The 24225-nt window shown below is 41.4% G+C and carries 20 protein-coding genes and 1 pseudogene; 10 read left to right on the forward strand and 11 right to left on the reverse strand.

What is annotated here, in order from left to right:
• Positions 1 to 110 precede the first annotated feature (110 nt).
• Positions 111 to 278: a CRISPR-associated endonuclease Cas2 gene (locus V7K62_RS24735; RefSeq protein WP_334868779.1), complete on the reverse strand. Its 168-nt coding sequence runs from the start codon at positions 276 to 278 to the stop codon at positions 111 to 113.
• Positions 279 to 522: 244 nt separating this feature from the next.
• On the opposite strand from V7K62_RS24735, the gene V7K62_RS24740 reads away from it, so the two are divergent.
• From V7K62_RS24740 to V7K62_RS24750, 3 genes are all read left to right on the forward strand, one after another.
• Positions 523 to 852: a hypothetical protein gene (locus V7K62_RS24740; protein WP_334868737.1), complete on the forward strand. Its 330-nt coding sequence runs from the start codon at positions 523 to 525 to the stop codon at positions 850 to 852.
• A 202-nt stretch (positions 853 to 1054) separates the two neighbouring features.
• Positions 1055 to 1372 carry a thioredoxin gene (gene trxA, locus V7K62_RS24745; RefSeq protein ID WP_292791451.1) on the forward strand — a complete coding sequence of 106 codons (318 nt, stop codon included), beginning with the start codon at positions 1055 to 1057 and terminating at the stop codon, positions 1370 to 1372.
• A 257-nt stretch (positions 1373 to 1629) separates the two neighbouring features.
• Entirely contained in the window at positions 1630 to 1797 is a 168-nt protein-coding gene (locus V7K62_RS24750; protein WP_334868739.1) for a hypothetical protein, read from the forward strand.
• A 340-nt stretch (positions 1798 to 2137) separates the two neighbouring features.
• Here the strand turns inward: V7K62_RS24750 and V7K62_RS24755 are convergent, their stop codons facing one another.
• From V7K62_RS24755 to V7K62_RS24770, 4 genes are all read right to left on the reverse strand, one after another.
• Positions 2138 to 2896 (reverse strand): isoprenyl transferase, encoded by a 759-nt coding sequence (locus V7K62_RS24755; protein WP_334868741.1) that lies wholly within the window; start codon positions 2894 to 2896, stop codon positions 2138 to 2140.
• A 23-nt stretch (positions 2897 to 2919) separates the two neighbouring features.
• Entirely contained in the window at positions 2920 to 3858 is a 939-nt protein-coding gene (locus V7K62_RS24760; protein WP_334868743.1) for a ferritin-like domain-containing protein, read from the reverse strand.
• Positions 3859 to 4064: 206 nt separating this feature from the next.
• Positions 4065 to 4904: an HNH endonuclease gene (locus V7K62_RS24765; RefSeq protein WP_334868745.1), complete on the reverse strand. Its 840-nt coding sequence runs from the start codon at positions 4902 to 4904 to the stop codon at positions 4065 to 4067.
• 144 nt (positions 4905 to 5048) lie between these two features.
• Positions 5049 to 5729, reverse strand: a complete 681-nt coding sequence (locus V7K62_RS24770; protein ID WP_334868747.1) for a Uma2 family endonuclease — start codon at positions 5727 to 5729, stop codon at positions 5049 to 5051.
• Positions 5730 to 5756: 27 nt separating this feature from the next.
• Here V7K62_RS24770 and V7K62_RS24775 point away from each other — a divergent pair, with 27 nt between their 5' ends.
• Positions 5757 to 5882 carry a hypothetical protein gene (locus tag V7K62_RS24775; RefSeq protein WP_334868749.1) on the forward strand — a complete coding sequence of 42 codons (126 nt, stop codon included), beginning with the start codon at positions 5757 to 5759 and terminating at the stop codon, positions 5880 to 5882.
• 8 nt (positions 5883 to 5890) lie between these two features.
• On the opposite strand, the gene V7K62_RS24780 is transcribed toward V7K62_RS24775, so the two are convergent.
• Entirely contained in the window at positions 5891 to 6547 is a 657-nt protein-coding gene (locus V7K62_RS24780) for an SMI1/KNR4 family protein (RefSeq protein WP_334868750.1), read from the reverse strand.
• Between the two features lie 258 nt (positions 6548 to 6805).
• On the opposite strand from V7K62_RS24780, the gene V7K62_RS24785 reads away from it, so the two are divergent.
• Positions 6806 to 9217, forward strand: coding sequence for a tetratricopeptide repeat protein (locus tag V7K62_RS24785; RefSeq protein ID WP_334868781.1), 2412 nt, complete (start codon positions 6806 to 6808; stop codon positions 9215 to 9217).
• 293 nt (positions 9218 to 9510) lie between these two features.
• Here the strand turns inward: V7K62_RS24785 and V7K62_RS24790 are convergent, their stop codons facing one another.
• Entirely contained in the window at positions 9511 to 11292 is a 1782-nt protein-coding gene (locus tag V7K62_RS24790; RefSeq protein WP_334868752.1) for an eCIS core domain-containing protein, read from the reverse strand.
• Positions 11293 to 11529: 237 nt separating this feature from the next.
• Here V7K62_RS24790 and V7K62_RS24795 point away from each other — a divergent pair, with 237 nt between their 5' ends.
• Positions 11530 to 12240 carry a Uma2 family endonuclease gene (locus tag V7K62_RS24795; RefSeq protein WP_334868754.1) on the forward strand — a complete coding sequence of 237 codons (711 nt, stop codon included), beginning with the start codon at positions 11530 to 11532 and terminating at the stop codon, positions 12238 to 12240.
• Positions 12241 to 12350: 110 nt separating this feature from the next.
• On the opposite strand, the gene V7K62_RS24800 is transcribed toward V7K62_RS24795, so the two are convergent.
• Complete coding sequence (locus V7K62_RS24800) at positions 12351 to 14342, reverse strand: ATP-binding protein (protein ID WP_334868756.1); 1992 nt, start codon at positions 14340 to 14342, stop codon at positions 12351 to 12353.
• Positions 14339 to 15610: a DUF4255 domain-containing protein gene (locus tag V7K62_RS24805; RefSeq protein ID WP_334868758.1), complete on the reverse strand. Its 1272-nt coding sequence runs from the start codon at positions 15608 to 15610 to the stop codon at positions 14339 to 14341. Before V7K62_RS24805 ends, V7K62_RS24800 begins: the two co-directional genes overlap by 4 nt.
• Before the next feature lie 481 nt (positions 15611 to 16091).
• Between V7K62_RS24805 and V7K62_RS24810 the strand changes: the two genes are divergently transcribed.
• Complete coding sequence (locus V7K62_RS24810; protein WP_334868760.1) at positions 16092 to 17990, forward strand: protein kinase domain-containing protein; 1899 nt, start codon at positions 16092 to 16094, stop codon at positions 17988 to 17990.
• A gap of 299 nt (positions 17991 to 18289) precedes the next feature.
• On the opposite strand, the gene V7K62_RS24815 is transcribed toward V7K62_RS24810, so the two are convergent.
• On the reverse strand, positions 18290 to 19891 hold the full coding sequence (locus V7K62_RS24815) for a peptide ligase PGM1-related protein (RefSeq protein WP_334868762.1): 1602 nt from the start codon (positions 19889 to 19891) through the stop codon (positions 18290 to 18292).
• Positions 19892 to 20433: 542 nt separating this feature from the next.
• Here V7K62_RS24815 and V7K62_RS24820 point away from each other — a divergent pair.
• Both V7K62_RS24820 and V7K62_RS24825 read left to right on the forward strand, forming a co-directional pair.
• Entirely contained in the window at positions 20434 to 21315 is an 882-nt protein-coding gene (locus V7K62_RS24820) for an SDR family oxidoreductase (protein WP_334868764.1), read from the forward strand.
• A 225-nt stretch (positions 21316 to 21540) separates the two neighbouring features.
• On the forward strand, positions 21541 to 21798 hold the full coding sequence (locus V7K62_RS24825) for a hypothetical protein (RefSeq protein WP_334868766.1): 258 nt from the start codon (positions 21541 to 21543) through the stop codon (positions 21796 to 21798).
• 56 nt (positions 21799 to 21854) lie between these two features.
• Here the strand turns inward: V7K62_RS24825 and mgtE are convergent.
• Positions 21855 to 22685: pseudogene (gene mgtE / locus V7K62_RS24830) on the reverse strand (magnesium transporter); the annotation flags it as partial.
• Positions 22686 to 23925: 1240 nt separating this feature from the next.
• On the opposite strand from mgtE, the gene V7K62_RS24835 reads away from it, so the two are divergent.
• Positions 23926 to 24225 (forward strand): PA14 domain-containing protein (locus V7K62_RS24835; protein ID WP_334868768.1); only part of this gene is annotated, 300 nt, incomplete at its 3' end.

A 24225-nucleotide genomic window follows, 5' to 3' on the forward strand; every position in this document is an offset into this window, starting at 1 on the left:
AAGTGCGGGGAGGGGCTGGGGGTGGGGTGTTAAGGGACTTTTGCAAGAGGTCTATTGTCTCGATAAAATCTAACTACTGCGGGGTGACAATCGTGTTGATCGGTTTCAGCTTAAATAATGGTTGAGCTTGGTAGTTCTGTGACAGGTGGTTCTCCCCAAGTTTCAATTTGATTCAAAGTATGACGGCTCAAAGGATAAAAGCGGATACTAGCTTCTGATGATTTTATTTGTTTATTGAGTCTTTTCCGTAGTTCATTATATTTACTTTGATTGAGAATACATTCAAATACTCAATATTCAACTCGTTGACCATATCCTTCTAATAAATCTGATACTTTTTTGCGTCTTTTATCACAAGAAATATCATCTACTATTACATAAAATAGCATATAGCGGTTCTCGGTTGAGTGAGGTACAAGAACCCCACCCCCAAGCCCTCCCCGCAAGCGAAGAGGGGGCTAAGATGCACCTCATGTGATTAGGAAACGCTATAATTTAACGGATCTGATAAGAGTCTCTGAGTTGATAAAATGGATTACTCGTGGATTCTTTTTAGATGACTATGTTAAAAATAGCAGCATTAGTGAGAAGATAACTATTTTAAAAAAGCTAATTTTTCCTGTCAATAGATTTAATGTTAATACAGATAAAGATTTGGAAATTACAAACAAAAATTTTGCATTGATTGCTTGGTTAAAAAGTATAGATAATAATTTTATAGATTGGCATTTATTAAGATGGTGTTGTAGTAGAAGAGATGCTGATGATGATCTGCGTAACCAGTTAATCCACAATTTGCATGGAGTAAAAGATAGTGAAGTAATTGACTATTTATTGGCATATAAAGAATAAGTTTAAAGACATATCTCATTCAAATGCACAAATTAAAGTAATATACGTATTTTATTATAATTATTTAAGATTGCTGGCTAGAAAATTAGTCTATATTAACTAATATAATCTTTTCCCAACAAAAACCTATGAACCTATACCGATTTTATTTTCTAAGAATTACCATTGAAACAAACAATTGAAAATCGGTGTGTGTCATATTATGGCAACTAAAAAGGAATTTAACAGCTTTGAAGAGATGCTGTCTGCTTCTGATGTACCTGTATTAGTAGATTTTTACGCTGACTGGTGTGGTCCCTGTCAGATGATGGTACCAATTTTAGAGCAAGTCAATGCCCAACTTAGCGATCGCCTACGGATTGTCAAAATCGACACAGAAAAATACACAGATTTGGCTACTCAGTATAAAATTGCCTCTCTCCCAACCTTAGTACTGTTTAAGCAGGGTCAACCTGTGGAGCGGATAGAGGGAGTGATGCAAGCACCGCAGTTGGTGCAATATCTACAAACAAAGATTTAAGCTAACACTTAGAATTTTGATTTTGGTTCTTAGAGGCGCGAAATATCGTGTCTCTTTCAGTAAAGAGTAATACGCCGTAGGTAACACAGCTAGCTGTGCTACCTACGAATCAAATCGCTGTTTGATTGAAATTCTAGTAGATTAAACCTTAAGTAAATATTAAGCATATTTACTTATACGTCTAGAGAAAGTAGTTTAGAAATTAATAAGACTATATTGTATAGATATAAAAAATATCTTGAGAATTTAAGCAATGTATGAATAGCAAACACCAACAAGGATCTGACAAAGCCTATATTTGGGTGAATATTGATTTTGATAAGGTTAAACATAGAATCAATGCGGTGACTTGCCAGATTGAGCGGGTTATACAAAAGCACCAACTTTCAAATCAAACTGGTAAATCAGGCAAAAGAAATAATTAGGTTATCTGTAGGGTGATGTCTACGATGAGCTACATCTACGCAGTTTATTTTTAGTGTAGAGCCGCCGTAGGCATAGCACCAATTTTGCAAAGCACATTTTAGCAAAATTAACAATCTCTTACAGTAAGTAGTATTTTTAACAAAACATTTGTAACTACCCTTGCAGTTTATTTACCCACCGCCTGTTATTCTTATAGTTACTTCGGTCTGTCATAGCAGATAGATTATCCTCGATAATGTTTTTATTTATGAGCGCTCATATACCATCCTGGTAATGTGGGTGCTTTTACTTTATGGCTCATGGCAAATAATTTTGAGGCGATGTCTGGTGTTTGGTAGACTAAGCTGACACTGAAGCTTTAACTTGACCAAAACGGCGATCGCGTCTTTGGTAGCTCAACAAAGCCTGATGAAATGCTTCTCGATTAAAATCAGGCCAAAGAATATCGGTGAAATACATCTCTGTATAGGCCATTTGCCACAAGAGAAAATTACTCAACCGCATCTCACCGCTGGTACGAATCAGCAAATCGGGTTCTGGAGTATCTGCTGTGTAGAGATGTTGTTCTAGAAGACTTTCATTCACTTCTTGGGCACTGAGTTCGCCCTGTTGCACGAGTTGAGCTACTTGACGACAAACTCTGGTAATTTCGTTGCGGCTGCCGTAATTGACTGCAACAGTAAAGTGTATTGCTTGATTGTTCAATGTCTCCGCCATCGAACGCTCCATTTCAGTCTGTAGAGACTTGGGTAAAGCCGATAAATCTCCAATAAATGAGATTCGCACTCCTTCCCGATGTATTTGAGCCAACTCGCGGTGTAGTAATCGCTCAAACAAATGCATCAAAAAATTCACTTCTTCAACGGGACGCTGCCAATTCTCTGTTGAGAAAGCGTAGGCTGTCAGCGCTTTGATTCCCCAATCCTTGCAGCAACGCAATAGTTCTTTGAGTGTTTTTGCTCCTTGGCGATGTCCAGCTATGCGCGGTAATCCTCGACTGGTTGCCCATCGGCCGTTACCATCCATGATCACGGCGATATGTTGGGGTATTTTTTCGGGATTTAAATCGGTGGGTAATGTTGATTTGTCATTTGTCATTTGTCATTTGTCCTTTGTTTTTACTAATGAGTTGTTTCAAATAAATTTTGTAAGTACTTTGGTGTGAGGGTATTGTTCCAACTCCACAAGCGATGCATTGTGTAGGTGAAGGTGAAGAGGAGAGTTGTTTTGTTAGTCAATGACCAAGCATTCCAGTTGAGGGTAGCCATCATACGGTGGAGGGTACGCATGAGGTTGTTACGCTGATAGTTTGGCGTTCGCGTTTTGATGAGTGTGCGTCCAATTCGCATCAACCCAGTATCAGGGAAAGTCCAGACCCCAAACCCCCAGAATTTGGTCGTATGGTTGATTTCATCCTGTGCTAGTTCTTCTAGAACATCCTGGAGTGCGCCAGTAGTGTGAGCCATCAGCCAAATATAAAGACAGGTAGCACCGTATTCTGTGGCAATGCGGTGTAAGCCGTGGCGATATAAGTCTTCGTTGGCGTCATCTGTGGGGAGATAGCTTCTAACAGTCCGAAGTTTTGGGGTAATTTTCTCGCCTGTTAATTGGGTGTAGATTTTGATTAATGCAGGTGTGTGCTGACGTTCTTCCTTTTCCCACAAACCAAGTTCCAGCAGTTCGCCATCTTCACCGACTGTTCCACCAACAAACCGAGCCATCTGAGGATGCAATTTTTCCAAATACTGCCGACTGGTTTGGGTATAGCCGCGAATGGGGGCTTCTGTATCCATCGCACCTATCAATATAGATACAAATACCTCTGCGTCTAAGCCGATAATTTGATTGCGGTTAATCGTCTGCCAGTCAATGAGTTTCCAGGGACGCGGTTGGGGATTGGCAAACTGTATCGGTAAATCTTGCAGGCGATCGTGTAGTTTTTCAACTGCAATATATCTGTCTATGAGCGAACGAATGCGGTGCTGTGTTTGCAAATAATGAGGACTAGGATAGCTTTGACCTGCTAAGTCTTCTGTGAGTGGGCTGAGAGTGTTAAGCATTTTTTTATACTTTAATTTTTATCTCTATGCTCAATAGCCTAAGCGATCGCACTTTGTTTTGTCAGTCGGCTGAAGTCGGTAGTTTTGTATAATTTAGTTGGAAGAGTCGGGGAAAACGTCGGATTTGATTGATGGGTTACGTTAGCGAAGAGTCCCGTAGAGAAAAGGTGATCGCGCTTGAAAAAAAATTTAGCGCAATCTAAAAGTTAACCATAGTGTGCTTTTCTATGGCAATTAGGACATACAGCAATAGCATTATCCACCGTATCGTCCCCTCCTTGGGCTAAGAGCTTTTTATGATGAACTTCCAAGTAAGGCGTACCATCAGAAGCGCGAATAAAAGGCGCTGGACTTCTACAGGCTTCACAGATTCCATTTGCTCTATCTAAAACTTCAGCAATAACATCAGGATTTCTCTTGAATACTATTTGATTAATTTGAATAGTTTCAGGTATTTTATGAGCTTTTTCAAGTCGTTCTCTTCTTTCTGACTTACTAATTTTTTGAGAATATCTAACTTTTTCTTCTAATTCTTGTAAATATCCATTTTTCTCTTTGCTGGAATTAGCAATCCAGAAATCACTCAACCTTTTTTTGACCCGGCTTTTCTGAATTGAATCACGAGGGCTAGAAATTCCATAGTTCAGAATTTTTTCTGAGGCCTTAGCGTAAGATTTCCATATATCACTATTCTCAATGATTATTGAAACTATGTCGAAACAATCAGCGTATGCCCAAATTAGTGGAGCTTCATACTTTAGAGTTGATTTAACAGGTCGATAGTCTAATCCATAGACTTTTGGTGGGTATTGATCTACTAAGAGCCATATACCTTCTCTTAAATGAACTGCTGCCAAAAAAATTCCACCTATAACAAGACTGATAACTTCTTTATGAATACCAAACCATGCTTGCTCAGGATAACATGTATTAATAAAAGCATATTCAAAAAAAGTAATAAAATCTTGTTCTAAATTTGATTGAATATTTTTTTTGTGTTTAGATAACCATTCTTTGACTTCTTTTTCCCATTGATAATTGTTCATATTGATATGATTTTCACTTCGAAAAATGTACATTTTATGGTTAAAATTAACTTTTTATCAAAGACATAAATTACATAGAATATAAATTACAATTAACCTTAATATTTTTTAATAGATAGCCAAATTATATAGCGATCGCACTGCTCAACCCTCTGATAGTTCCCCAAATTGCTGACGATAACGCTCAAGTTGTTTTTGCGCTAATTCAAGCTGTTCTTCTGGAGTTTGATAGCGCTTTCCTTGTTCGTCATACCAATACAAAACTTGACGCTGGATATTACCAGATATGTATTGCCCTCTACCGATTCCCAAACCAATTTCTGGCATCCAAAAGGGTTCACCAATTTGCAATTGATAGCTACCATCTACTAAACGATAAACTTCAAAAGGTTGGTGGCGATCTCTTTGCCAATACTCTGGATTATAAATAATGTAGTACAGTACCTCTAACTTGGCATAAATATCTAATTTTTTGTCATATTCTCCACCCGGAGTTAAGGAGACAATTTCTAAAGCCAGGATAGGTACAATGTTATTTTCTTCCCAAACAACATAGCTTTTACGGGATTTACCTTCCTTGCGGCGTTCTACACCTAAGCTCAAAAATCCGTCTGGTACAATCGGCACAAGTGGACTAACCCCTGTGGTATGGTAAACGCCCATATCCACACTGAAAAACCAGTCATTACGGTTTGCCCAAATATATTGCAGCAAGAAGAGAAGCAGGTTAGGAATAAAGTTTTGGTCTTCGTTATCCACAGGGGTATCGTCTGAACAAGGAAGTTCAGCACTGCTAGGCAATTGACGGGGGTCTGATTTCACCATAAGTAATGATGGTGGTGGAGTGACCTAATGAGTTTTATTTTATCAGGAAAGGCAGAGGACAGAAGGAATTTATCTCTGTACCTTCCTTTTGACGACCACAAGAAGGATAATAAAGGCGATCGCCGAGGATTAAATTTATCTCAAAGAGTTTAGGCGCTGGTTTATGAAATATCGCCATTAATATAACGCTGATATGTTTCCTCGCATATTCTTGAAACTGCTACTCCTTTTCGGGTAATTGAATTTGCAAGATAATCTCTTGCCATATACTTGACATCAAGCAAACAGTTAATTTCTTCATTTATAATATCCCAAGCATTTTCCTTCTCCACAAAGTAAGCTGCTTCATACCAATCTGCTCCATGCAAAATTAGGTTAGTCAAATTGTGGTAACGCAGTGAATAGTCATTACATTCTGAGTCGTATATGCGTATGATGCTATTTGTCTGTACATTAGGCACAACTGTATACAAAACACCGCCGTTACACCAAAGCTGGAAAACAGGGAAACTATGTTCAAACCAGTATGCTTCTTCTCGCTCGTGATAGCGAATTTCACCCATTTGCTCGCGGTAAGCACTTACAGCTGCATTCAAAGACATAAATTCATAATTTTCAAATAGGAAATTATATCCTGATGAACCATTACGCCATTGATACAGTTCGTAAACCTCTTCAGGTAATTTAAATGGCAGAAATCTAGTACTTTGTTCAATATCTTCACGCGAAAGTCCTGGAGCTAGACAAGAAATTTGCTCAGGTCTATTTTTGGTAAACCATGTATGAATTCGTTTCAGTCCTTCAGTTAGTTCTGACATTTTACGCTCAAACTTTCCCAAACTAAATAATCTAGTTTATATGCAGAACAATTTGTAGGTTTTCAACACCAATTGTGCAACTTCTTTCCCATTTTGGCACGGTGACACTTAGAAGAGTTTCGCTAGAGGCTTCCAGCCAATGTCGAAAAAGTCGGGAAAAAAGTCGGATTTACAGAATCTTATCCGAAAACTTTAACAACATAACTGTAAAGTGATTTATAGTTGTCCCTAAAATCTGAACTCCCTCGTCGTTACACAATGGACGCTGAAGCAGCATTAGCATGGTTAGACGCCACAATTCCCCCGCAGACTGGGGAACGGTTGAGCGATTTGCAAAAAGTGATTCTTGTGCAAGTTTGGTTGGGTAGAAAATACTTAGATATAGCTCATTCTTACGGTTGTACGGAAGGACACGCCAAGGATGCTGGTTCTCAGTTATGGAAGCTGCTTTCTAAAGTATTGCGAGAAAAGATTACCAAAAGTAATTGTCGCGCTGCTTTGGAGCGAGTTTTGAGAAAAACTACTGCGATATCCAGTTTGATTGATTACTCGCGATCGCCCCAAAATCTTACCCCAAAATTAGAGGATACCAATTTTATTGGACGAACAGCAGCGATCGCTCACCTGAATACTTTGGTAAATCAAGGCTCAAAAGTCATTGTCATCCAAGGTGAGGGAGGTTTGGGCAAAACCACTCTAGCGCAGCAATATCTGCAAACTCAGGGGTTTGACTTGGTTTTGGAACTGCTGATGGCGAAGGAAACGCAGAATATTACCCCCGCCGAACGAGTAGTAGAGGAATGGCTCAAACAAGATTTTGCTCAAGAACCTGGGGTAGAATTTGGGGTTACATTGGGACGACTCAAGCGCCAACTTCACAATCGGCGGATTGGGGTGTTAATTGACAATCTAGAACCTGCATTAGATCAACAAGGTGGGTTGATTGCTTCTCACCGCAACTATGTAGAACTATTGCGGGTTTTGGCTGATGCTAGGGTGCAATCTGTTACCTTGATTACTAGTCGCGATCGCCTTTGTGAACCTGGGCTAAATGTGAATCACTATCGGCTTCCTGGTTTGGATCAAAGCGCATGGCAACAGTTTTTTAGCAACCGGGGATTAGCCATCAACTCGCCAACTTTGCAAATCATGCATCGCACTTATGGCGGTAATGCTAAAGCAATGGGAATTCTTTGTGGTTCGATTCAGGAAGATTTTGACGGTGACATGGTTCTTTATTGGCAAGAAAATCATGCCGATCCGCTAGCAGCAACCGACTTAAAAAATTTAGCGGTTAGTCAAATCAATCGTCTGCAAACCCTCGACCCCCAAGCCTATCGCTTGCTTTGCCGTTTGGGATGTTATCGTTACCAAGATATACCCACCATCTCATCTCAAGGGTTGTTTTGTTTGCTCTGGGATGTCCCACCTGATCAACATCGCCAAATCATTGCCTCCCTGAGAAATCGGTCTTTGGTGGAGTGCGATAAAGGTGAATATTGGCTGCATCCGGTGATTCGGAAAGAAGCGATCGCGCGTTTACGCCCCAGCGATGAATGGGAAATTGCCAACCACAAAGCCGCAGAATTTTGGACAACTAGTGTTAAACAAATTGAAACCTTTAAAGATGCTTTGCAAGCTCTGGAAGCGTATTATCATTATATAGAAATTCATAAATTTGAGTTGGCTGGAAAGGTGATTTTAAAAAGCCGAAATAATCAATGGCAGCAGTTTTTGCCTCTTGGTAGTACGTTGTATCGTATGGGTTTAATTCAACCGATACTTGCGGCAATTAATCAAGTTGTTAACAATCTGGAAAATGACCAAAATCTCAGCGAACTTTACAATATACTGGGTGATTTATATTGGATAACAGGTAAGATTAATCAAGCGATCGCCTGTCAAGAAAAAACTATTACTCTGGCAACGCAAGCACTCAAATCACTTGTACCTCAGTCAGAAAATAAACATCCAGTTTACTATCTGAGGATGCTAGAGGTAGATTCTTTATTAAGTATTGGTCTTTATAAGATAGATTTGTGGGAACTAGAGGCAGCCGCAAAGCTATTTCAGCAAGTAATTTATCTGGCTCAAAATACCGAGCATCATCGCTGGGCAGAGAAAGCTTCAGTTTGTTTAGCTTTGGTGTATTCTTATTTAGGCTTGCGTGATGCTTCATCTGCATTAGCAAATGTAGCTTATCAAAATATTACGAACGAAAAATTGGTGGAACAGACTGGAAGATTTGTCTATTTCATGCAAATTTTAGGTCAAACATACGTCAATTTAGGAGAATTTCCCCAGGCAAATCAAATATTTCATCAAGCTTTGATTTTTGCTGAAGAAAGTCACTATATGCAGGTAAAAGCAAAAACACTCAATGGTTTAGCAGAAATTCATCGACAACAAACAGATTTTGCATTAGCTCTTGTTAATCATACAGAAGCAATCGAACTTTTGGATAAAATAGGTGCAAAGTGCGATCTCGCTGAAGCTTATTTTCAATTGGGTTTAACTAATCAACAAATGGTAAAGTCTGATGAAAGTCAAATGAATTTTAATCGAGCAATTCAGCTATTTACTGAAATCAAAGCACCGAAACAAGTTGAAAAAATTTTAAAATGTGCTACTCAAATCTGTGTCACCAGTCGGAGATTGGAAACGATATAAAAATCTTTGATTTAGTAGACGGCTTTGCAAACAAATCAAAGTAAATAATTAAAAGTTGACTTAGAGGTTGTTTGAAAAGTGGTCAGCTGTGATATTAGGCACTTATTGATCCCCCCTAGCCCACGCCAGTCGCTCCACTTGGGGAGACCCCATCGCGCAGCGTCTCGTAGAGAAGACCGCGCTGGCTCCCCTTAAAAAGGGGGGAAACGGAATCAAAGTCCCCCAATTTATCGGGGGATTTAGGGGGATCTAAAAGTATTTGATACATCACCAAGGACTTTTCAAACATCCTCTTAGGGACTTGGTGCAGTCCATTGAGAAGCGGTTTGATCGTACTTCCCTTTTATGGTTGCAGCGCGAGGACGAGCTGCTGCTAAAGCCGCTAGCTCATCGTCTTCTGAGGTATAGTCTCCAAAATCTACACCTAATAAACCACCATTACCTAAAATTCCGATGTTCTTCAAATGATCCTCAATATTATCTAAATCAAGAATGTCAGAGTCATCATTACTTAAAGTTCCCATCCACATTATCCAAATATCTTTTTCTATTTGATCGACTCCAGGCTTAGTAGGGTCATAAGCCGAAATAGAATTACTAAAGCTACTCATCGCAGTTGTTTTTTGTCTCAATTCGTTAAAGACACTTGTCATTCCATTAATGCGATCAATCATGATATTAGTTGCTGTTAGTATATCTGCCGCCGAGTGTTCCGATGCTCCACCAGCGATTTGTACCCTTATCTCTGCAACTAATCGCTCAAGAATAACGGTATTCTTATGTAAGTTTGCTAATACTCCATTGGTTTGCAATGCACCACGATACATAGATGCAACGTGCTGCCAGATATTACTTCGCAGCACATCGGGTGAAAGCCCACCAGGTTGTAAATCACTGCCTCGCGTTGTCATGGCATCTGATAAAGCAAGAGCTATTGTGGAAGATGCAGCTGCTTGTAAAAATGAAGAACCAGCTGCTGTACCTGCATCCGCTAGAGTGAGAGCAAACCATGCACCTGCGGTAGAAGGAGCAATATAGGCGGCGGCAAGACCGGCTAAAATACCCGTTCCTATCCCTAAAAATATGCCTCTCCAAAGAGTTTGATTTTGTGCTTCTGCTCTTCCTTGACCAATTACTCTTGAGTAATTGCTGTAAGCCATATCGTAATTTAGGGAGAAAATTCTTAATTTTGTACTGATTAAATCAGTATTTACCACAGATAAATCTACATAAATACTACCTAAATTATAATAAGCATCTATTAATCTTGCGTTGGCTTGCGTAACTGGCAGTTTTGTCGAAAGTTCTGTAACTATTTGTTTTTTTGGCGTTCTCTGCAACACATCTCTACGCAATACTCCACCTTTCTGTTGCACTACATGGGTCAACTCATGCGCCATCAACTCATTATTCCCTGGCGACTTCCCTTGCCCAAAGTAAACATCGCTGCCATGAGTAAAGGCCTGCGCCTCCAAATCCTGATTCATCTGCACGGCCGCACCATCCGTATGCACCCGCACTTGACTAAAATCGGCATCAAAGCGGGGTTCCATGAAGCCTCGCACCTCATCGGCTAACGGACTTCCCCCACCTTTACTACTATTCAGGCGACTCTCAATATTTTCACCAGGCTGCAAGCTGCCATTTGTAGCCCGTTGCAATGAAGGTTTGGTTTGTACTTCTTCCTCTTGAGTCTGTTCTTCTTGTGTCATCTCCGGTTGCACAGCAGTATTAGGCATTGACATGACTCGATTAGCCACCCTATCGGCTTCCTGCTCATACTGGTCTCCTGGTTCTCCAACCGTGAGTTTTGCCTGTGGATGACGCAACACCATACAACTAATGTCGTGAACGGGCTTTTTTTCGATAGCTTGTGATTCGCAGGATTGTTCGCCAGCAGATTGTGCAGCTTGCAGGTCGATTGATACCTCAGAGGATGTTTGGATTGAAGCTTTATTTGCGATGTCAAAGCCGCGCACTGGATTTGCCAGCGTTGGAGTTGTTGCTGAGACCAGCGACGGATTTGCCAAAGTGGATGTACCTGCTTTTTTAGGCCCAAATATGCGCTCGCTCATCTCACATCCTCATAGCATATTTTTGAATCAAATTATACAATTTGTTTAGTGGCGATCGCTATCGACTTAAGTAGAAATTATTCTGTGCCAGCAGTGACTCTGTGTGAGCGAGACTTATAATCGTAGAAAGCTGGGATGAAAAATTGAGGCGTTCGCGTCTCTGAAAGAGAAGCCATCGCTTTTGAAGGTGAATGAATTGGCTTAAGTTAGATTTATCTTGTCAAAAGAGAAATTATTATGTCTTCTGCTCAAGATTTAGGAATAATTTTAGAAGACACACCAGAAGATGTTATATTTCCTCCTGGTGATTTATACAGTGATGAACCACCTTTGGAAACAGAACTTCACTTGCGGCAAATACTGCTGTTGATTCAGTGTTTGGAATGGTTGTGGCAGGAACGTCAAGATTTCTACGCTTGCGGTAACATGACGATTTATTACAGTCCGCGTCAACGCAAGTCTGAGCAATTTAGAGGCCCCGACTTCTTTGTAGTTTTAAATACCCAACGCCAAATACGCAAAAGCTGGGTAGTTTGGGAAGAAGATGGCAAATACCCAAATGTGATTGTAGAGATTCTTTCTGACAAAACAGCTGCTACTGATAGAGGGTTGAAAAAGGAAATCTATCAAGATATTTGGCGGACTCCTGATTATTTTTGGTTTGACCCGGTAAGTTTAGAATTTAAAGGATTTCATTTATTAGATGGTCGTTATCAAGAACTGCAAGCAAATGAAGCAGGTTGGTTATGGAGTCAGCAATTGCAGTTATATTTGGGAATTTATCAATCGAAGTTGCGCTTTTTCACTCCCGATGGACAACTGACACCCACGCCAGAAGAAGTAGCACACCAAGAACAGCAACAGCGTCAACAAGCCGAACAGCAACTTGCCCAAATGGAGTCCATGCTTGCTCGCTATCGGGAAAGATTTGGTGAATTACCAGAGTAATTTTGTTTGCTATGGTAGTTGGCGTAGGTATAGCCTGTCCGAGACATCGCTCACAAATTTTACAACCTATCTAGTTACCAGCATTTTCTACTAAGGTCAAAATTGTCAAATCACATCCATCCTCCAACTTCCGCATCAGTCAAGGGTTTTTCCAACTTACTATATTCGGTCTGAGCCGCCCGCAATACATGTTTCATCTGCACTGCTTCCCCGGCATCGGCAGCCAAAAAAGCTGCATTTAAAGCTATGTTACGAATATTCCCCCCAGCCACATTTAGCCGTGCCAGTTGCAGAGCATTTAAATCTGCGGTTGGTGTGTCAGCTGGAAAAACACGTCGCCAAATCTCGGCTCGTTGCATTGTATCGGGGAAAGGGAACTGGACAACAAAGCGAATCCGCCGCAGGAAGGCTGTATCAATTGCACTCTTCAAGTTTGTAGTCAAGACTGCTAAACCTGGGTAACTTTCCATGCGTTGCAATAGGTAGCTAACTTCTATATTGGCATAGCGATCGCGGGCATCTTTAACTTCACTCCGTTTCCCAAATAAAGCATCAGCTTCATCAAACAACAAAATCACCCCGCCTTGCTCTGCGGCATCGAATACCCGACGCAAATTCTTCTCTGTCTCCCCAATATATTTGCTAACTACCGATGATAGATCAATCCGATAGAGGTCGAGGCGCAATTTCTGTGCCAGTACTTCTGCCCCCAAGGTTTTACCAGTGCCGCTAGCACCTGCAAATAGAGCGCTGATTCCCAATCCCCTAGCACTCTTCGCCCCAAAACCCCAATTGTTATATACAGTACTACGTTGATGCACATGAGCCGCAATTTCCCGGAGAATTAGTTTCTGTGCCTCTGGTAATACCAAGTCCTCCCAATCTCCAGATGGCTCAATGCGCTGGGCGAGTTCATCCAAGCGCGGACGTGCTTGCACACGGCAGGCATCCCATAAAATGCTAGTGGTATCGGTTTTTGGTGTTTGTGCCAACTGTCCTGCGGCTTCTGCACAAGCAGCGCGAATGGTTGCGGCACTTAGGTTAAACTGATCCACTAGGGTTTTAACTTGCCCGTTCATTTGCGATGCCATCGTACCTAGTGCATCTTGCCAAACTGCACCTTGTTCTTTGCTAGTTGGTTGATGTACGTCAAAATTAACTACTAGGCGTTGTGATAAGCCGATCCTTTCCCGACTGGTGAGTATTAAAAAACCCTTTGTGCGTTCGATGAAACGAGCGATCGCATTCAGCCGCGCTGTATCATTAGTATCCAATTGGTTGCAGTCTATGAGTAAGGCACTCTTGCTTAAAATCGTCTCGCGAGTCCACAGGCGAATCAGATTATCCAACTCGCCAGGTGCTAAGGGAATGACTTGTGCAGGCATTACCCACAGGTTTAAACCCTGAAGTTGACAAATTGTGGCGGCTATGGCACGTTGGCTAGCAGTTTCGGTACTACATAACTGGACAACTGGCAAGCTATTAACCTTGTAAGCTTGCAACCAAACTGCTGCGACTCGCTCTGCTAAATCTTGGTGCGAGGGTACTAAATCACTAACCTCTTGTAATGGTTCAATAATGCCAGCTAGACGTTCGTCCAGATATTGAATACCCGTCAAATAATGCAAAATCCGCTCGTCAATTCTTATCGGACTAAGGGTAAGGGCATGACCATCACCAATTTGAATTAACCGCCAATGACGTAAGGGAGCATTTGGAGCGATCGCATCCCAGTGGACATTAGGTAAAGCAGCTAGAGCTAAACTTAAGGTTGGGTAAGCCCGTTGTGAATCTCCGTGGATTATAGCACACAATTTGGCAAAATCTCCATTCAATTCCATCGCTGCACACAACAGCAACAAATCACGTTCAAAGGATGAGAGGCTAAACATTTTGCATACTCTATCCAATGCCGATGGTGCAGGCATAGCAGTAGCAGCTTCCTGTAACGCTTGCTGTAAATGTTCTTGGTCTTTCTCCTCTGGTTGATTTTGCTCCCTTGTCGTGTGATTTTCTAAAATACTACGTACTACGGCTAGGGCTGCTGATAGATAGCGCTGGTTTGCTTCATCCCAATTGCGATTAATCGCTGTAGCATTCATAAAATTGTCACCTGTGGCAAATCATAAGCTCCAGACTGATTTTTATGCAGTGGACTTTGGGCCCCATCTACCTGCACGCGGACAAAATAAGTTCCTGGCTTGACATTTTTCACCGGAATCATGATTGCATCAGTGTCTTCGGTAGGTGGTGCAACCAAGAAAGAGTAAGCTCCCGGACTATCATCTGACGCCTCATTAAGTAGCAAAACTACCCGCTGTGCCTTACCTACTTTGGGCTGGAATTTAACGGTAATTTCTGCTGTGCGTAAATTGTCGCCGCTATTTTCCACTTGAGCGACGAATGCTGTAATTGTTGGATGGAGGACAAAAGCCGCAACGTTTGATTCCACTAGATGATTCGTTTGCCCTGCATTGCCCATTGTTAGATGTACAACTTGGACACCCTGGACGCTTGCGTATAAATCTGGCGGGACTAACAAGCTGATTTGCGTTTCTTTTACTTCCTGAGGTACTAGTAATGTCTCCGTATTACCGAAACGAACTCGTGTGATCTCACCGCGTAACCGTTTACCACGAATTACTAATGTTGTGCCTGCAACAATCATTGGCTCAGTCTTTGCCGGAGCTATAACTTGCTCTATATTCGGTTGAGACAAGGGCATTATGTAGAAACCTTCAGAGTTGTCATTGCTACTTTCAATCAATACCATTGATGCCAGATAGTTAGCTGAAGGTCGATAGTGTGTTTGTAAAGCAGACCATAACTTAGAAGTTTCTTCCATATTAAAAAACTCTGGAGTCAGTTTGATCTGTCCAATTTGTTCAGCTAAAGCGGATACAGACACACTTGCTACGGCTTGCGAAAAAGCACTTGAGGTATTGGTTGTAGATGCATTTATCAAAGTATTTTCAATAATATCAGATGTGATAGCTGGTGTTTTGTGTAATAAATGCATTGCATAGCCCAGTAAAAGCTCCGCCTGAAAATCCTTGGCTCCGTAGGCTGTTAGTAAGTAGTGGAGATCAAGAGCTAGTGGTGGAGTCGGAGAGCGCGGGTTTCCATTAATACGTGAGTGCCTACTCCGAAATTCTTGAGATACCCAATCGACATTGCGATTCTGCGTCACTTGATAGAGAAAGAGGTTGATTTGGGCACGTTCGTCAGCTTCAACTGAAATTCGATCCGGTGGTAGGGCAGTTACAATCACATCACCAACACTAGCAGCGATCGGATCACTGACTAAACCATTTTCCAGCAAGACTTTTAGTACTGCTGTCACTGCGGCTATAGAGAGCACATTACTCATCCTGATTCCTCATGGCAATAGCACATATTAATCATGTACGCCAGAGCAAATTGACAGAATATATTTTGCAAAACTTTAAATATTCTCTAGCGGAGACTATCAGCACGCCATACAGAATTTACTGGCTACTGGGTATAAAATATTTTAGTTTAAGTATATGAATCTCTCACCAAATTCTTCCAATTCCCAATCTCCACTCCCTTGCTCTGCGTAAAAAAGAATCCCGCTGACGACGCTCGTCGAATTTGCGTTAACTTAACATCAGGAACAAATTTCAACTCTCAACAAGTCTTAATTTTAAACATTTTATCAAATTGCTAGCATTACTTTGATGTTAAGCTGAGTATACTTAGAGAAGTCCATAGTAACATATATTACTAATGCTTATCTAATTTACTAAGCAAGCACTCATATTTGTAATACTAGTACTATCTCGGACTAAAATTAACACTTTAACGTAACTTAGGATGGGTTCCCCCAGATGAAATCCCCACCTTCTTCAAATTCTTGGAATGGTCGCTTCGTAGGTGATAACCAGCGATACCGTTTAGACAGCCGATTAGGCGGGGGTGGCATGGGAGAAGTCTTCCTAGCAACGGATACCCGTGTCGGTCAGCAGGTAGCGTTGAAGTTGCTCAAAGATACGCTGGTGGCATCACTCGAAATGAGAAAGCGTTTTGAGCGGGAGGTAGCAGTTTGTGCTGCTTTGCAAAGTGACCACATTGTTAAGATTAGTGATTGTGGTGTAACCCCGGAAGGTTTTCCCTTTTACGTAATGGAATATTTGCGGGGGCAAACACTGGGACAACTGCTGCTGCGCGAAAAGCGGCTATCTGTTGAGCGGACGGTGAAAATTATGGCGCAAGTTTGCAAGGGTCTACAGCTTGCCCATCAAGGAGTGACTGTCCAACGGGAAGGCGGCAAAACCACTGAACACATTCAGGTAGTTCATCGCGACCTGAAACCAGATAATATATTTCTAGTGCCGACAGATTTGGGAGAGTGGGTCAAGGTTTTGGATTTTGGTGTTGCCAAAATTCGTAGTGAATCTTCAGAGAATTCCAATATTACAAATATAACGAGTACATTTATCGGTACATTTCGTTACGCACCTCCTGAACAAATCCAAAGCGATCAAAACCTGGACGCTAGAGGTGATATTTACAGTTTAGGGATTATCCTTTATGAAATGCTGAGTGCAGCCGACCCATTTGGAATCAGCATTAAGGGTAGTCATATCAGTGAGGCTTCTTGGGTATTAGCTCATGCTTATGAGCCACCGAAACCACTGCGATCGCAACCAGGGTGTGAGCATTTACCCGTACAATTGGAAGCGGTGGTGATGAAATGCCTCCACAAGAACCCAGCCAACCGATTTGCAACGGTAGAAGAACTGAATCAGGCTTTGCAAGCTGCTGCCAAATTTGCCACAGAATCTAGTGTACCCGGACAAATTACTGAGCGATCGCAACCTTCTTTTAATCAAGGTTCAAATAACGAAACTGTTCCGAGACAATCGAACGACGACACGATTCTGCGCCCTCCATCTGCATACAATCAAGGTTCAAATCACGAAACTATTCCGAGACAATCAAACGACGACACGATTCTGCGTCCTCCATCTGCATACAATCAAGGTTCAAATCACGAAACTGTTCCAAGACCATTTAACCCGATTAAGCAAAACCAATCTGAGCAAAGCGTTCCTCCCATTCAGGCTGGACACAACCAAGGTTCAAATCACGAAACCGTTCCGAGACCATTTAACCCAGTTGAGCAAAATCAACACAATCCTGTGAATAATCCGAACGCCAGCAAACCGGATGTGACGTTGTATCAACCGCGACCTGGGTCTAATCAAGGCGGGCAACAAGTACCACCAGATAAGACCTTTTATCAACCACGACCGGGGTCTAATCAAGGCGGGCAACAAGTACCACCAGATAAGACGTTGTATCAACCGCGACCTGGGTCTAATCAAGGCGGGCAACAAGTACCACCAGATAAGACGTTGTATCAACCGCGACCTGGGTCTAATCAAGGCGGGCAACAAGTGCCACCAGATAAGACGTTGTATCAACCGCGACCTGGGTCTAATCAAGGCGGGCAACAAATGCCACCAGATAAGACGTTGTATCAACCGCGACCTGCGCCTAATCAAAGCAGACCACAAGCGCGAACGGATGACACTATTTACCAACCAAGGCTAAGTGAGCAGCTAACTACGAGAATTACTCCCAATTTTTTGCGAATCGTGGGAGTGGTGTTGGCGATTGGGCTGACTTTAGGATTAGTAACCTATATGTATACTCAACTGCAATCTGGTAAACAGCCAAGCAACCAACAAGATTTACCTAATAAAGGGCGGATTCAGAACTAAAGGGGCAGTCAGAAACCACGTTTACAGGAGGCTTTACCCGCCTCCGTGGGTTTCAAACGCTCAATTTTTTTGAGCCAGACGCAGAGAGAAGTTTGAGCGGACTTAGTTTGTATAGCTGCGAATTCTCTAGCGGTTCTCAATTGCATGAAATACAGACCACTCCTCCTTTACTGGCGGCAGAGCCGCAATGAGCAGCATTTCCAGCCAGAGGCTGGAAACGAGGTTTGAAAAGGGTTTTGGCTTAAGTTGACACCAATCAGCATTGTTGTGCCCCTAGCATCTGTTGCAAACGATATTCCTTAACTATATTCATCCCAAACCACGGGAAAGGAATAATCTGAAAACGCGGAGAAATCATGATTTTCGCTGCGGGTTTCTTCATCCAGAACTTTGACAACTTTGTTATAAATGTCTTGTGCTTGTTGCGGGGAATCACCGATGCTAGTTAATCCCAACTTGCCAAACTGCGAAAGGCAACCCATAAGATGAAACACTGTACCCGTTTCTGTACCACTGTCAAAGTGTAGTCTCTGGTGAGCGATGATATCCATCAAATCATTCGGTAATAATCCCTGATAGCGCTCTTTTTGGAGATTATCAGTGGCAATATAGTATTTTGGACGACCTTGTTGACTATAAAATAAACCCGTGGAAAGGTCATAGCGACCATTTGTTAATAATTTCAAGGTCATGAATGGATGAGTTGTACCGCCTTTACGCAAGTTAATTTCGATCGCCTGAATATCCCAATCTCCGTTACCATTGTCAACGGCAATAAAATCTACACCAAATCGCTCTAAAGTGCCTTTCTCTGCTAGCTTTCTGCCAACTTGAAGTCCTAATTGCTGTAATTGCAATCGATATCTTTCATCAGCAGGAAAGCTACAACCAAGATAAATCTGACCGTCTGGGCCTCCGAGAATTTGGTCGTGGGTTGAAAGGATTTCTACTTCGCCATTGGGTGTGATCCGTCCTTGGACGCTGGGCGATCGCTTAATTTTCCCTTCCACAAATGCTTCGGTGATTGCCCCTAATTCTGGGATTCTTCCGGAAAAATTATCCCAAGTCTCTTGTTTTGCTTGAAAGCGCATTGTTGAGAAGCGATCGCTAATTGCTGCTACCCTTTCGGCATGAGTACCAATGTTTGGTGCTAAATTCGCAATCGGTCTCAGATCCAGCAGTGCATTTCCCTCTCCAGAAATGCCTTCGTTAAGTTTTACCACTACCCGTTTTAATGTCGGTTGGCGTTCCCATAAATCAACGGTAGCTTCTGCCAAATCTGTGTGGTTCCAAACTTTTTCGCTGCCATCTGGATGCGGTACTCCGCTTTGGGCGAAGATTTGCCGACTGCCACTTTTTGTCCCCCAAATCTGTAAATCTGGTGCAGCAGCATACAGAGGTACACCTAATTTTAAAGACAATTCGCCTTCCCAGTGCGAAGAGTTGTAGCAGATCATAAATGATTTGTCTAGCCTCAAAGATTGATGAATCCGCTCTAGCAAGCGGGGGCGTTCTAAAATCTTTTGGCTAAGAGGCTTAAGGGAGGAATCGTAAGTAGAAAGTAGCAGTAAGCGATTGCGAGCATGAGAAAAGGGAATTCCTGGCAACAGTTGTAGATAATAATCAATGATACTAGGATGCAACGGTACTGATGTTACATAAATCAGCCGAGTCCGGGGATTCTGCAACCGAATTAAGGAAAATAGTAATCTTTCTTCATAATGCTCACAGCCTTCGATCTTTTGGAGTTCGCGCTGGTCAAGACTCAAGGAGGGAATAATTAAAATATCCGCTTCACTATTGTCAAATAGTTCGCTCGTTTTCCAGCGATCGCGTAGGGTTAATTGTAACTGGCGAAACTTTTCAACCTGTTCTAACTCGGAAATATTTAGTGTTGCCATAACCCCTGCCCTCTAATGATCTCAATGTAGCGTACCATGCAGCCTTTTGGACGATGTATCGTCGCCGTGTCAGGATTCAGCTAGTTTTGCCAAAAAATTAAGCAAGTCCGCAAGGATAAATCAAACTATAGCAACCCGCAGATCGCCGACTTCTTTAATTTATTTTCCGTCTTAAGGTTGAGCTAATTGCAGCTTACTTTCCCTCTAGGGAGCGATAAACTACAGCAACATAATAGTTAACTTGTAAGCAGATGAAAAAGATAAATTATTCATCAGATGAGAGTTGTCTACTTATTTTTCATGGTCAGTTCTGAGGATAAATAATCTAATTTGCGTACAGTTGCTAGGAATAAGTAAGTTTGGCAAACATCCCGGATCTAAATGCCTAAAATTGCAAATGGCTAGTGAGAGTCAAAGCAAGAAATAAACCTTGGGTTGAATTTTCGATCCAAGGTTTAGTTTTGAAATGGGGAATGGGAGAGATCAGAAAGATGGGGTATAACCAATACCCAATTCAATATTCAATTACCAAGGCAAAACAGATGGCTAAATCAAAAGAGCAAAAAGAGAAAAAAGAGCAAAAATTACAACCGCCACAGGAACAAGAAGCCCCAGGTGTTGAATCAGAAATGACACCAAAACCCAAAGCAGATGATGCTCAATATCGGGGTAGTGGTAAGTTACAAGATAAAGTAGCATTGATTACGGGTGCAGATAGTGGTATTGGTCGTGCTGTTGCGATCGCATTTGCAAAAGAAGGTGCAGATGTAGCGATCCTTTACCTTAACGAACACGACGATGCTAAAGAAACAAAACATTTGGTAGAAAAACAAGGGCGTCGTGCAATAACCATCGCAGGTGATATTGGTGATGAAAGTTTTTGCCAGCAAGCCATAGAGCAAACAGTTGGTGAATTTGGCAAACTCGATATTCTCATCAACAACGCCGCCGAACAACATCCGAAAGATAGTATCGAGGAAATCACCGAAGAACAACTAGTGCGGACTTTCCGCACTAATATATTCTCGATGTTTTTCATGACTAAAGCTGCACTCAAGCATTTGCAAGCGGGTAGTTCGATCATCAATACCACATCGGTAACAGCTTATAAAGGTAACGCACAACTACTAGATTACTCGTCTACAAAAGGTGCGATCGTTGCTTTTACTCGTTCCTTATCACAAAATTTGGTATCAAAAGGAATTCGCGTTAATGCTGTCGCGCCAGGGCCAATTTGGACACCTTTAATTCCCTCAACTTTTCCGGAAGAGAAAGTTGAAACTTTTGGTAAACAAGTACCAATGGAACGAGCCGGACAACCAGAAGAAGTTGCTCCTAGCTACGTATATTTAGCCTCTGATGATGGTTCTTATGTCTCTGGACAAGTGTTACATGTCAATGGTGGAGATGTTGTCAATGGGTAAGTAGAATAGTTAGGAATTATTCAATTTGGGATTTTAGATTTGGGATTTTAGATTTTTCTTTTAATCCAAAATTCAAAATCCCAAATTGCTAGAATTTAGAATCATAAATTTTTACTTATTCATTCTTAAGTCTACCCTCATTGTCTTCCATTGGAGGGATGATTCAATGTTGAAATATTGATAGTCTATCTAACAGCAAACATTTAATAAATAATAACTACGTCTATGGCATCTCCGACACCACTGTATGGCACAGAATTAGTAGATTGTGCTAGAGCAAATGCCAAGCAAGGAATTGAAACTGCTGCTTATCAATGTGGCTATGGTCAAGACCTCAACCAATTTGCCAAAGAACTCAGACAAGCTTGTGAAGGAATGAACCTACAAGTTAAAGAACTCAGCGGATTGATTACTGACCAGGACATGATACTGGAATTGGGTACTGGCGAAATTGTTGCTCCAGATACAGAATCAGAGTTGTAAACAGTTAGTCATTTGTCATTTGTAGTTTGTTATTTACTAATGACTAATGACTATTTTCATAACTTTAAAATTAACCGCGCCAAATTAAAATAAATCAAAACGCCTACTACATCAACTGCTGTGGTGATGAATGGTGCTGACATTAATGCCGGATCTAAACGGAGATAGCGAAATAGAAACGGCAGTGCTGAACCGGAGATCGAAGCTAAAAGAGAAATAGCTACCAAACTAGTGCCTACAGCGATCGCTACTTCTAATCGTCCTTGCAGAAAATAAGCCCAGACAGTAGCGATCGCACCTAACATTCCTCCCAATAATGCTCCAGCGTAGACGCAAAGCGGCTTGTCGTCAGACATCGCTTCCGGGCCGATCACCTGTAATGCGCCAAGCGATCGGATTTCATCAGTGTTCATCCTGCGAATCACCACTGTGGAAGATTGGGCCCCCACATCACCACCAGTACCAGTTAGCAAAGGGATGAACGCCGTCTGTGTCACCACTTTTGCCAAAAGATCGTCTTGCGACTTAATAATCGTTCCTGTGATGGTATTGGTTACAAGTAAAACCAATAACCATACAACCCGCTTCCGAGCAATTTCCAGTAAATTCATCTGAAAATAGTTGTCGCCCCCTGACTGCACACCACCACCCAAGGCATAGATATCCTCGGTGGTTTCTTGTTGGAGAATATCAATCACATCATCGACCGTGACAATACCTACTAGACGCTGTTCTCGATCAACCACAGGCACAGCCAGAAAGTCATATCTTTGGATTAATCTGGTAACTTCTTCCTCGTCTGTATCAGTGTGGACAAACACCACATCACGGGTCATAATTTCGCCAATAATTTGCTCAGGCTGAGAAGTCACCAACTCCCGCAACGTTGTCTAGGGGAAAGTGGGAATGTGGAACAGACCTCATGCATAAATCAAAAATAAAGAACCCCACCCCGCATTTGAGTAAAGCAAACGCTCCCCTCCCCGCTTGCGGGGAGGGGTTGGGGGTGGGGTGTTATGGACTTTTGCAAGAGGTCTAACGTCAAACTTGTAATTTTTCTGACTTGGAGTAAATTGAAAACTTTGGTAAATAAATGAAATAGTAAGGGTTTTAGACACTGACAATTCTTTGCGAAGAGCGATATCCGGGCGTCTCGTTGGCGCAGCCTCTCGTAAAGAAGAGAAACTGTCGCCTAGCGATTCGCGGGATAATCCACCGACAACAGGGTTACTCGAAAAATATCGATCATCTCTTAATTCCAGCGGATTGTGTTCCTAGCTTAAATTCATCACTGATGAGGCTTTTGCAAAATTTTTTGCTCCATTGACTTTAGGTTGGTACTATATTTTTGCTGGTTCTCGTAACAAAGAGATGAATTGATAGGCAAGATGAAGCATAGATAAATATCAATTTTTCAAATCTTTAAATATTCAAATTTTTCTTTATCTAATTTTTATATATAGGAATAATTCTGTAGATAAAAAACATTAAATTATCCAGGATGTTGGCAATTTTTATTTAAAGCTCATCAAAACTTTGATATTCCTTTAAGAAAGGATATCTTAATGTGAATATTTAAACAAAGTTATATAAAAAAGATAGACATAACACCGTGATCTATTGTCAAATATGTAATTGATTGAATCTAGAAGAATACTTAAGTAAGAGATGTAAATTTATTAGCTTGGAATGATTACGTATATATCTGCTCTGATTGGGCGTTGCTAATCTCACTGATATACACCTGCACATCAGTGAGATGAGAACTCAGAAATTTGTTGAAAGAAAATAGAGATTAATAAAGACTAATATGTTCTTCAATTAATCTTTAGTATTTCGTGCAATACACATTTTTCTATATATCTACTTTTAGAGAATATATAGAAAGATATGTCACGTCATACTATTTCATGTTGATCCAAATAGCCAGCACATGAGTAAAACAAATGAGCAAAGGAGCATAGATAAAAAATAATTTGCATCAGCAATTGAGTGAGATAGTAGCAGAATTACTAAATATATTAATAGGCAAATAAATGATGAGCTTATCAATATGTTTATATCAAGCTTTATCACGCATTTTTGGTTGGAAATATTCAATATAAAACTAATCCTGAAACATGAATTATGGCATCAGATCAAAAGTTATCAACATCTGTAAGTTCAGTAATTGCTACTAAATCATCTCTAGAAAGCATTGATCAGGGACAAACCAGCGTTTCCGCTCGGTCTAGCCTGGTCTCTCAGGGAGATGGACTCAAAGCAGAGTACTACGACAACATCGACTTCACCAACCTGAAGGTAACTCGCACAGATCCAACAGTGAACTTTATCTGGGGCGCTGGTTCTCCAGATCCGTCCATTGGTGCAGATACCTTCTCAGCGCGTTGGACAGGTCAGGTAGAAGCCAAGTACAGCGAAACTTAC

The sequence above is a fragment of the Nostoc sp. genome, from assembly GCF_036917935.1.
In the GTDB taxonomy this organism is placed as follows: Bacteria; Cyanobacteriota; Cyanobacteriia; order Cyanobacteriales; family Nostocaceae; genus Nostoc.

Bases quoted from the DNA above. Each gene is read 5' to 3' on its own strand.
- V7K62_RS24775 (WP_334868749.1), top strand. From the start codon at position 5,757: ATGAGTTTTATTTTATCAGGAAAGGCAGAGGACAGAAGGAATTTATCT.
- trxA (WP_292791451.1), top strand. From the start codon at position 1,055: ATGGCAACTAAAAAGGAATTTAACAGCTTTGAAGAGATGCTGTCTGCT.
- V7K62_RS24815 (WP_334868762.1), bottom strand. From the start codon at position 19,891: ATGGCAACACTAAATATTTCCGAGTTAGAACAGGTTGAAAAGTTTCGC.
- V7K62_RS24770 (WP_334868747.1), bottom strand. From the start codon at position 5,729: ATGGTGAAATCAGACCCCCGTCAATTGCCTAGCAGTGCTGAACTTCCT.
- V7K62_RS24805 (WP_334868758.1), bottom strand. From the start codon at position 15,610: ATGAGTAATGTGCTCTCTATAGCCGCAGTGACAGCAGTACTAAAAGTC.
- V7K62_RS24790 (WP_334868752.1), bottom strand. From the start codon at position 11,292: ATGAGCGAGCGCATATTTGGGCCTAAAAAAGCAGGTACATCCACTTTG.
- V7K62_RS24795 (WP_334868754.1), top strand. From the start codon at position 11,530: ATGTCTTCTGCTCAAGATTTAGGAATAATTTTAGAAGACACACCAGAA.
- V7K62_RS24825 (WP_334868766.1), top strand. From the start codon at position 21,541: ATGGCATCTCCGACACCACTGTATGGCACAGAATTAGTAGATTGTGCT.
- V7K62_RS24765 (WP_334868745.1), bottom strand. From the start codon at position 4,904: ATGAACAATTATCAATGGGAAAAAGAAGTCAAAGAATGGTTATCTAAA.
- V7K62_RS24755 (WP_334868741.1), bottom strand. From the start codon at position 2,896: ATGACAAATGACAAATCAACATTACCCACCGATTTAAATCCCGAAAAA.
- V7K62_RS24800 (WP_334868756.1), bottom strand. From the start codon at position 14,342: ATGAATGCTACAGCGATTAATCGCAATTGGGATGAAGCAAACCAGCGC.
- V7K62_RS24750 (WP_334868739.1), top strand. From the start codon at position 1,630: ATGAATAGCAAACACCAACAAGGATCTGACAAAGCCTATATTTGGGTG.
- V7K62_RS24780 (WP_334868750.1), bottom strand. From the start codon at position 6,547: ATGTCAGAACTAACTGAAGGACTGAAACGAATTCATACATGGTTTACC.
- V7K62_RS24785 (WP_334868781.1), top strand. From the start codon at position 6,806: ATGGACGCTGAAGCAGCATTAGCATGGTTAGACGCCACAATTCCCCCG.
- V7K62_RS24820 (WP_334868764.1), top strand. From the start codon at position 20,434: ATGGCTAAATCAAAAGAGCAAAAAGAGAAAAAAGAGCAAAAATTACAA.
- V7K62_RS24810 (WP_334868760.1), top strand. From the start codon at position 16,092: ATGAAATCCCCACCTTCTTCAAATTCTTGGAATGGTCGCTTCGTAGGT.
- V7K62_RS24760 (WP_334868743.1), bottom strand. From the start codon at position 3,858: ATGCTTAACACTCTCAGCCCACTCACAGAAGACTTAGCAGGTCAAAGC.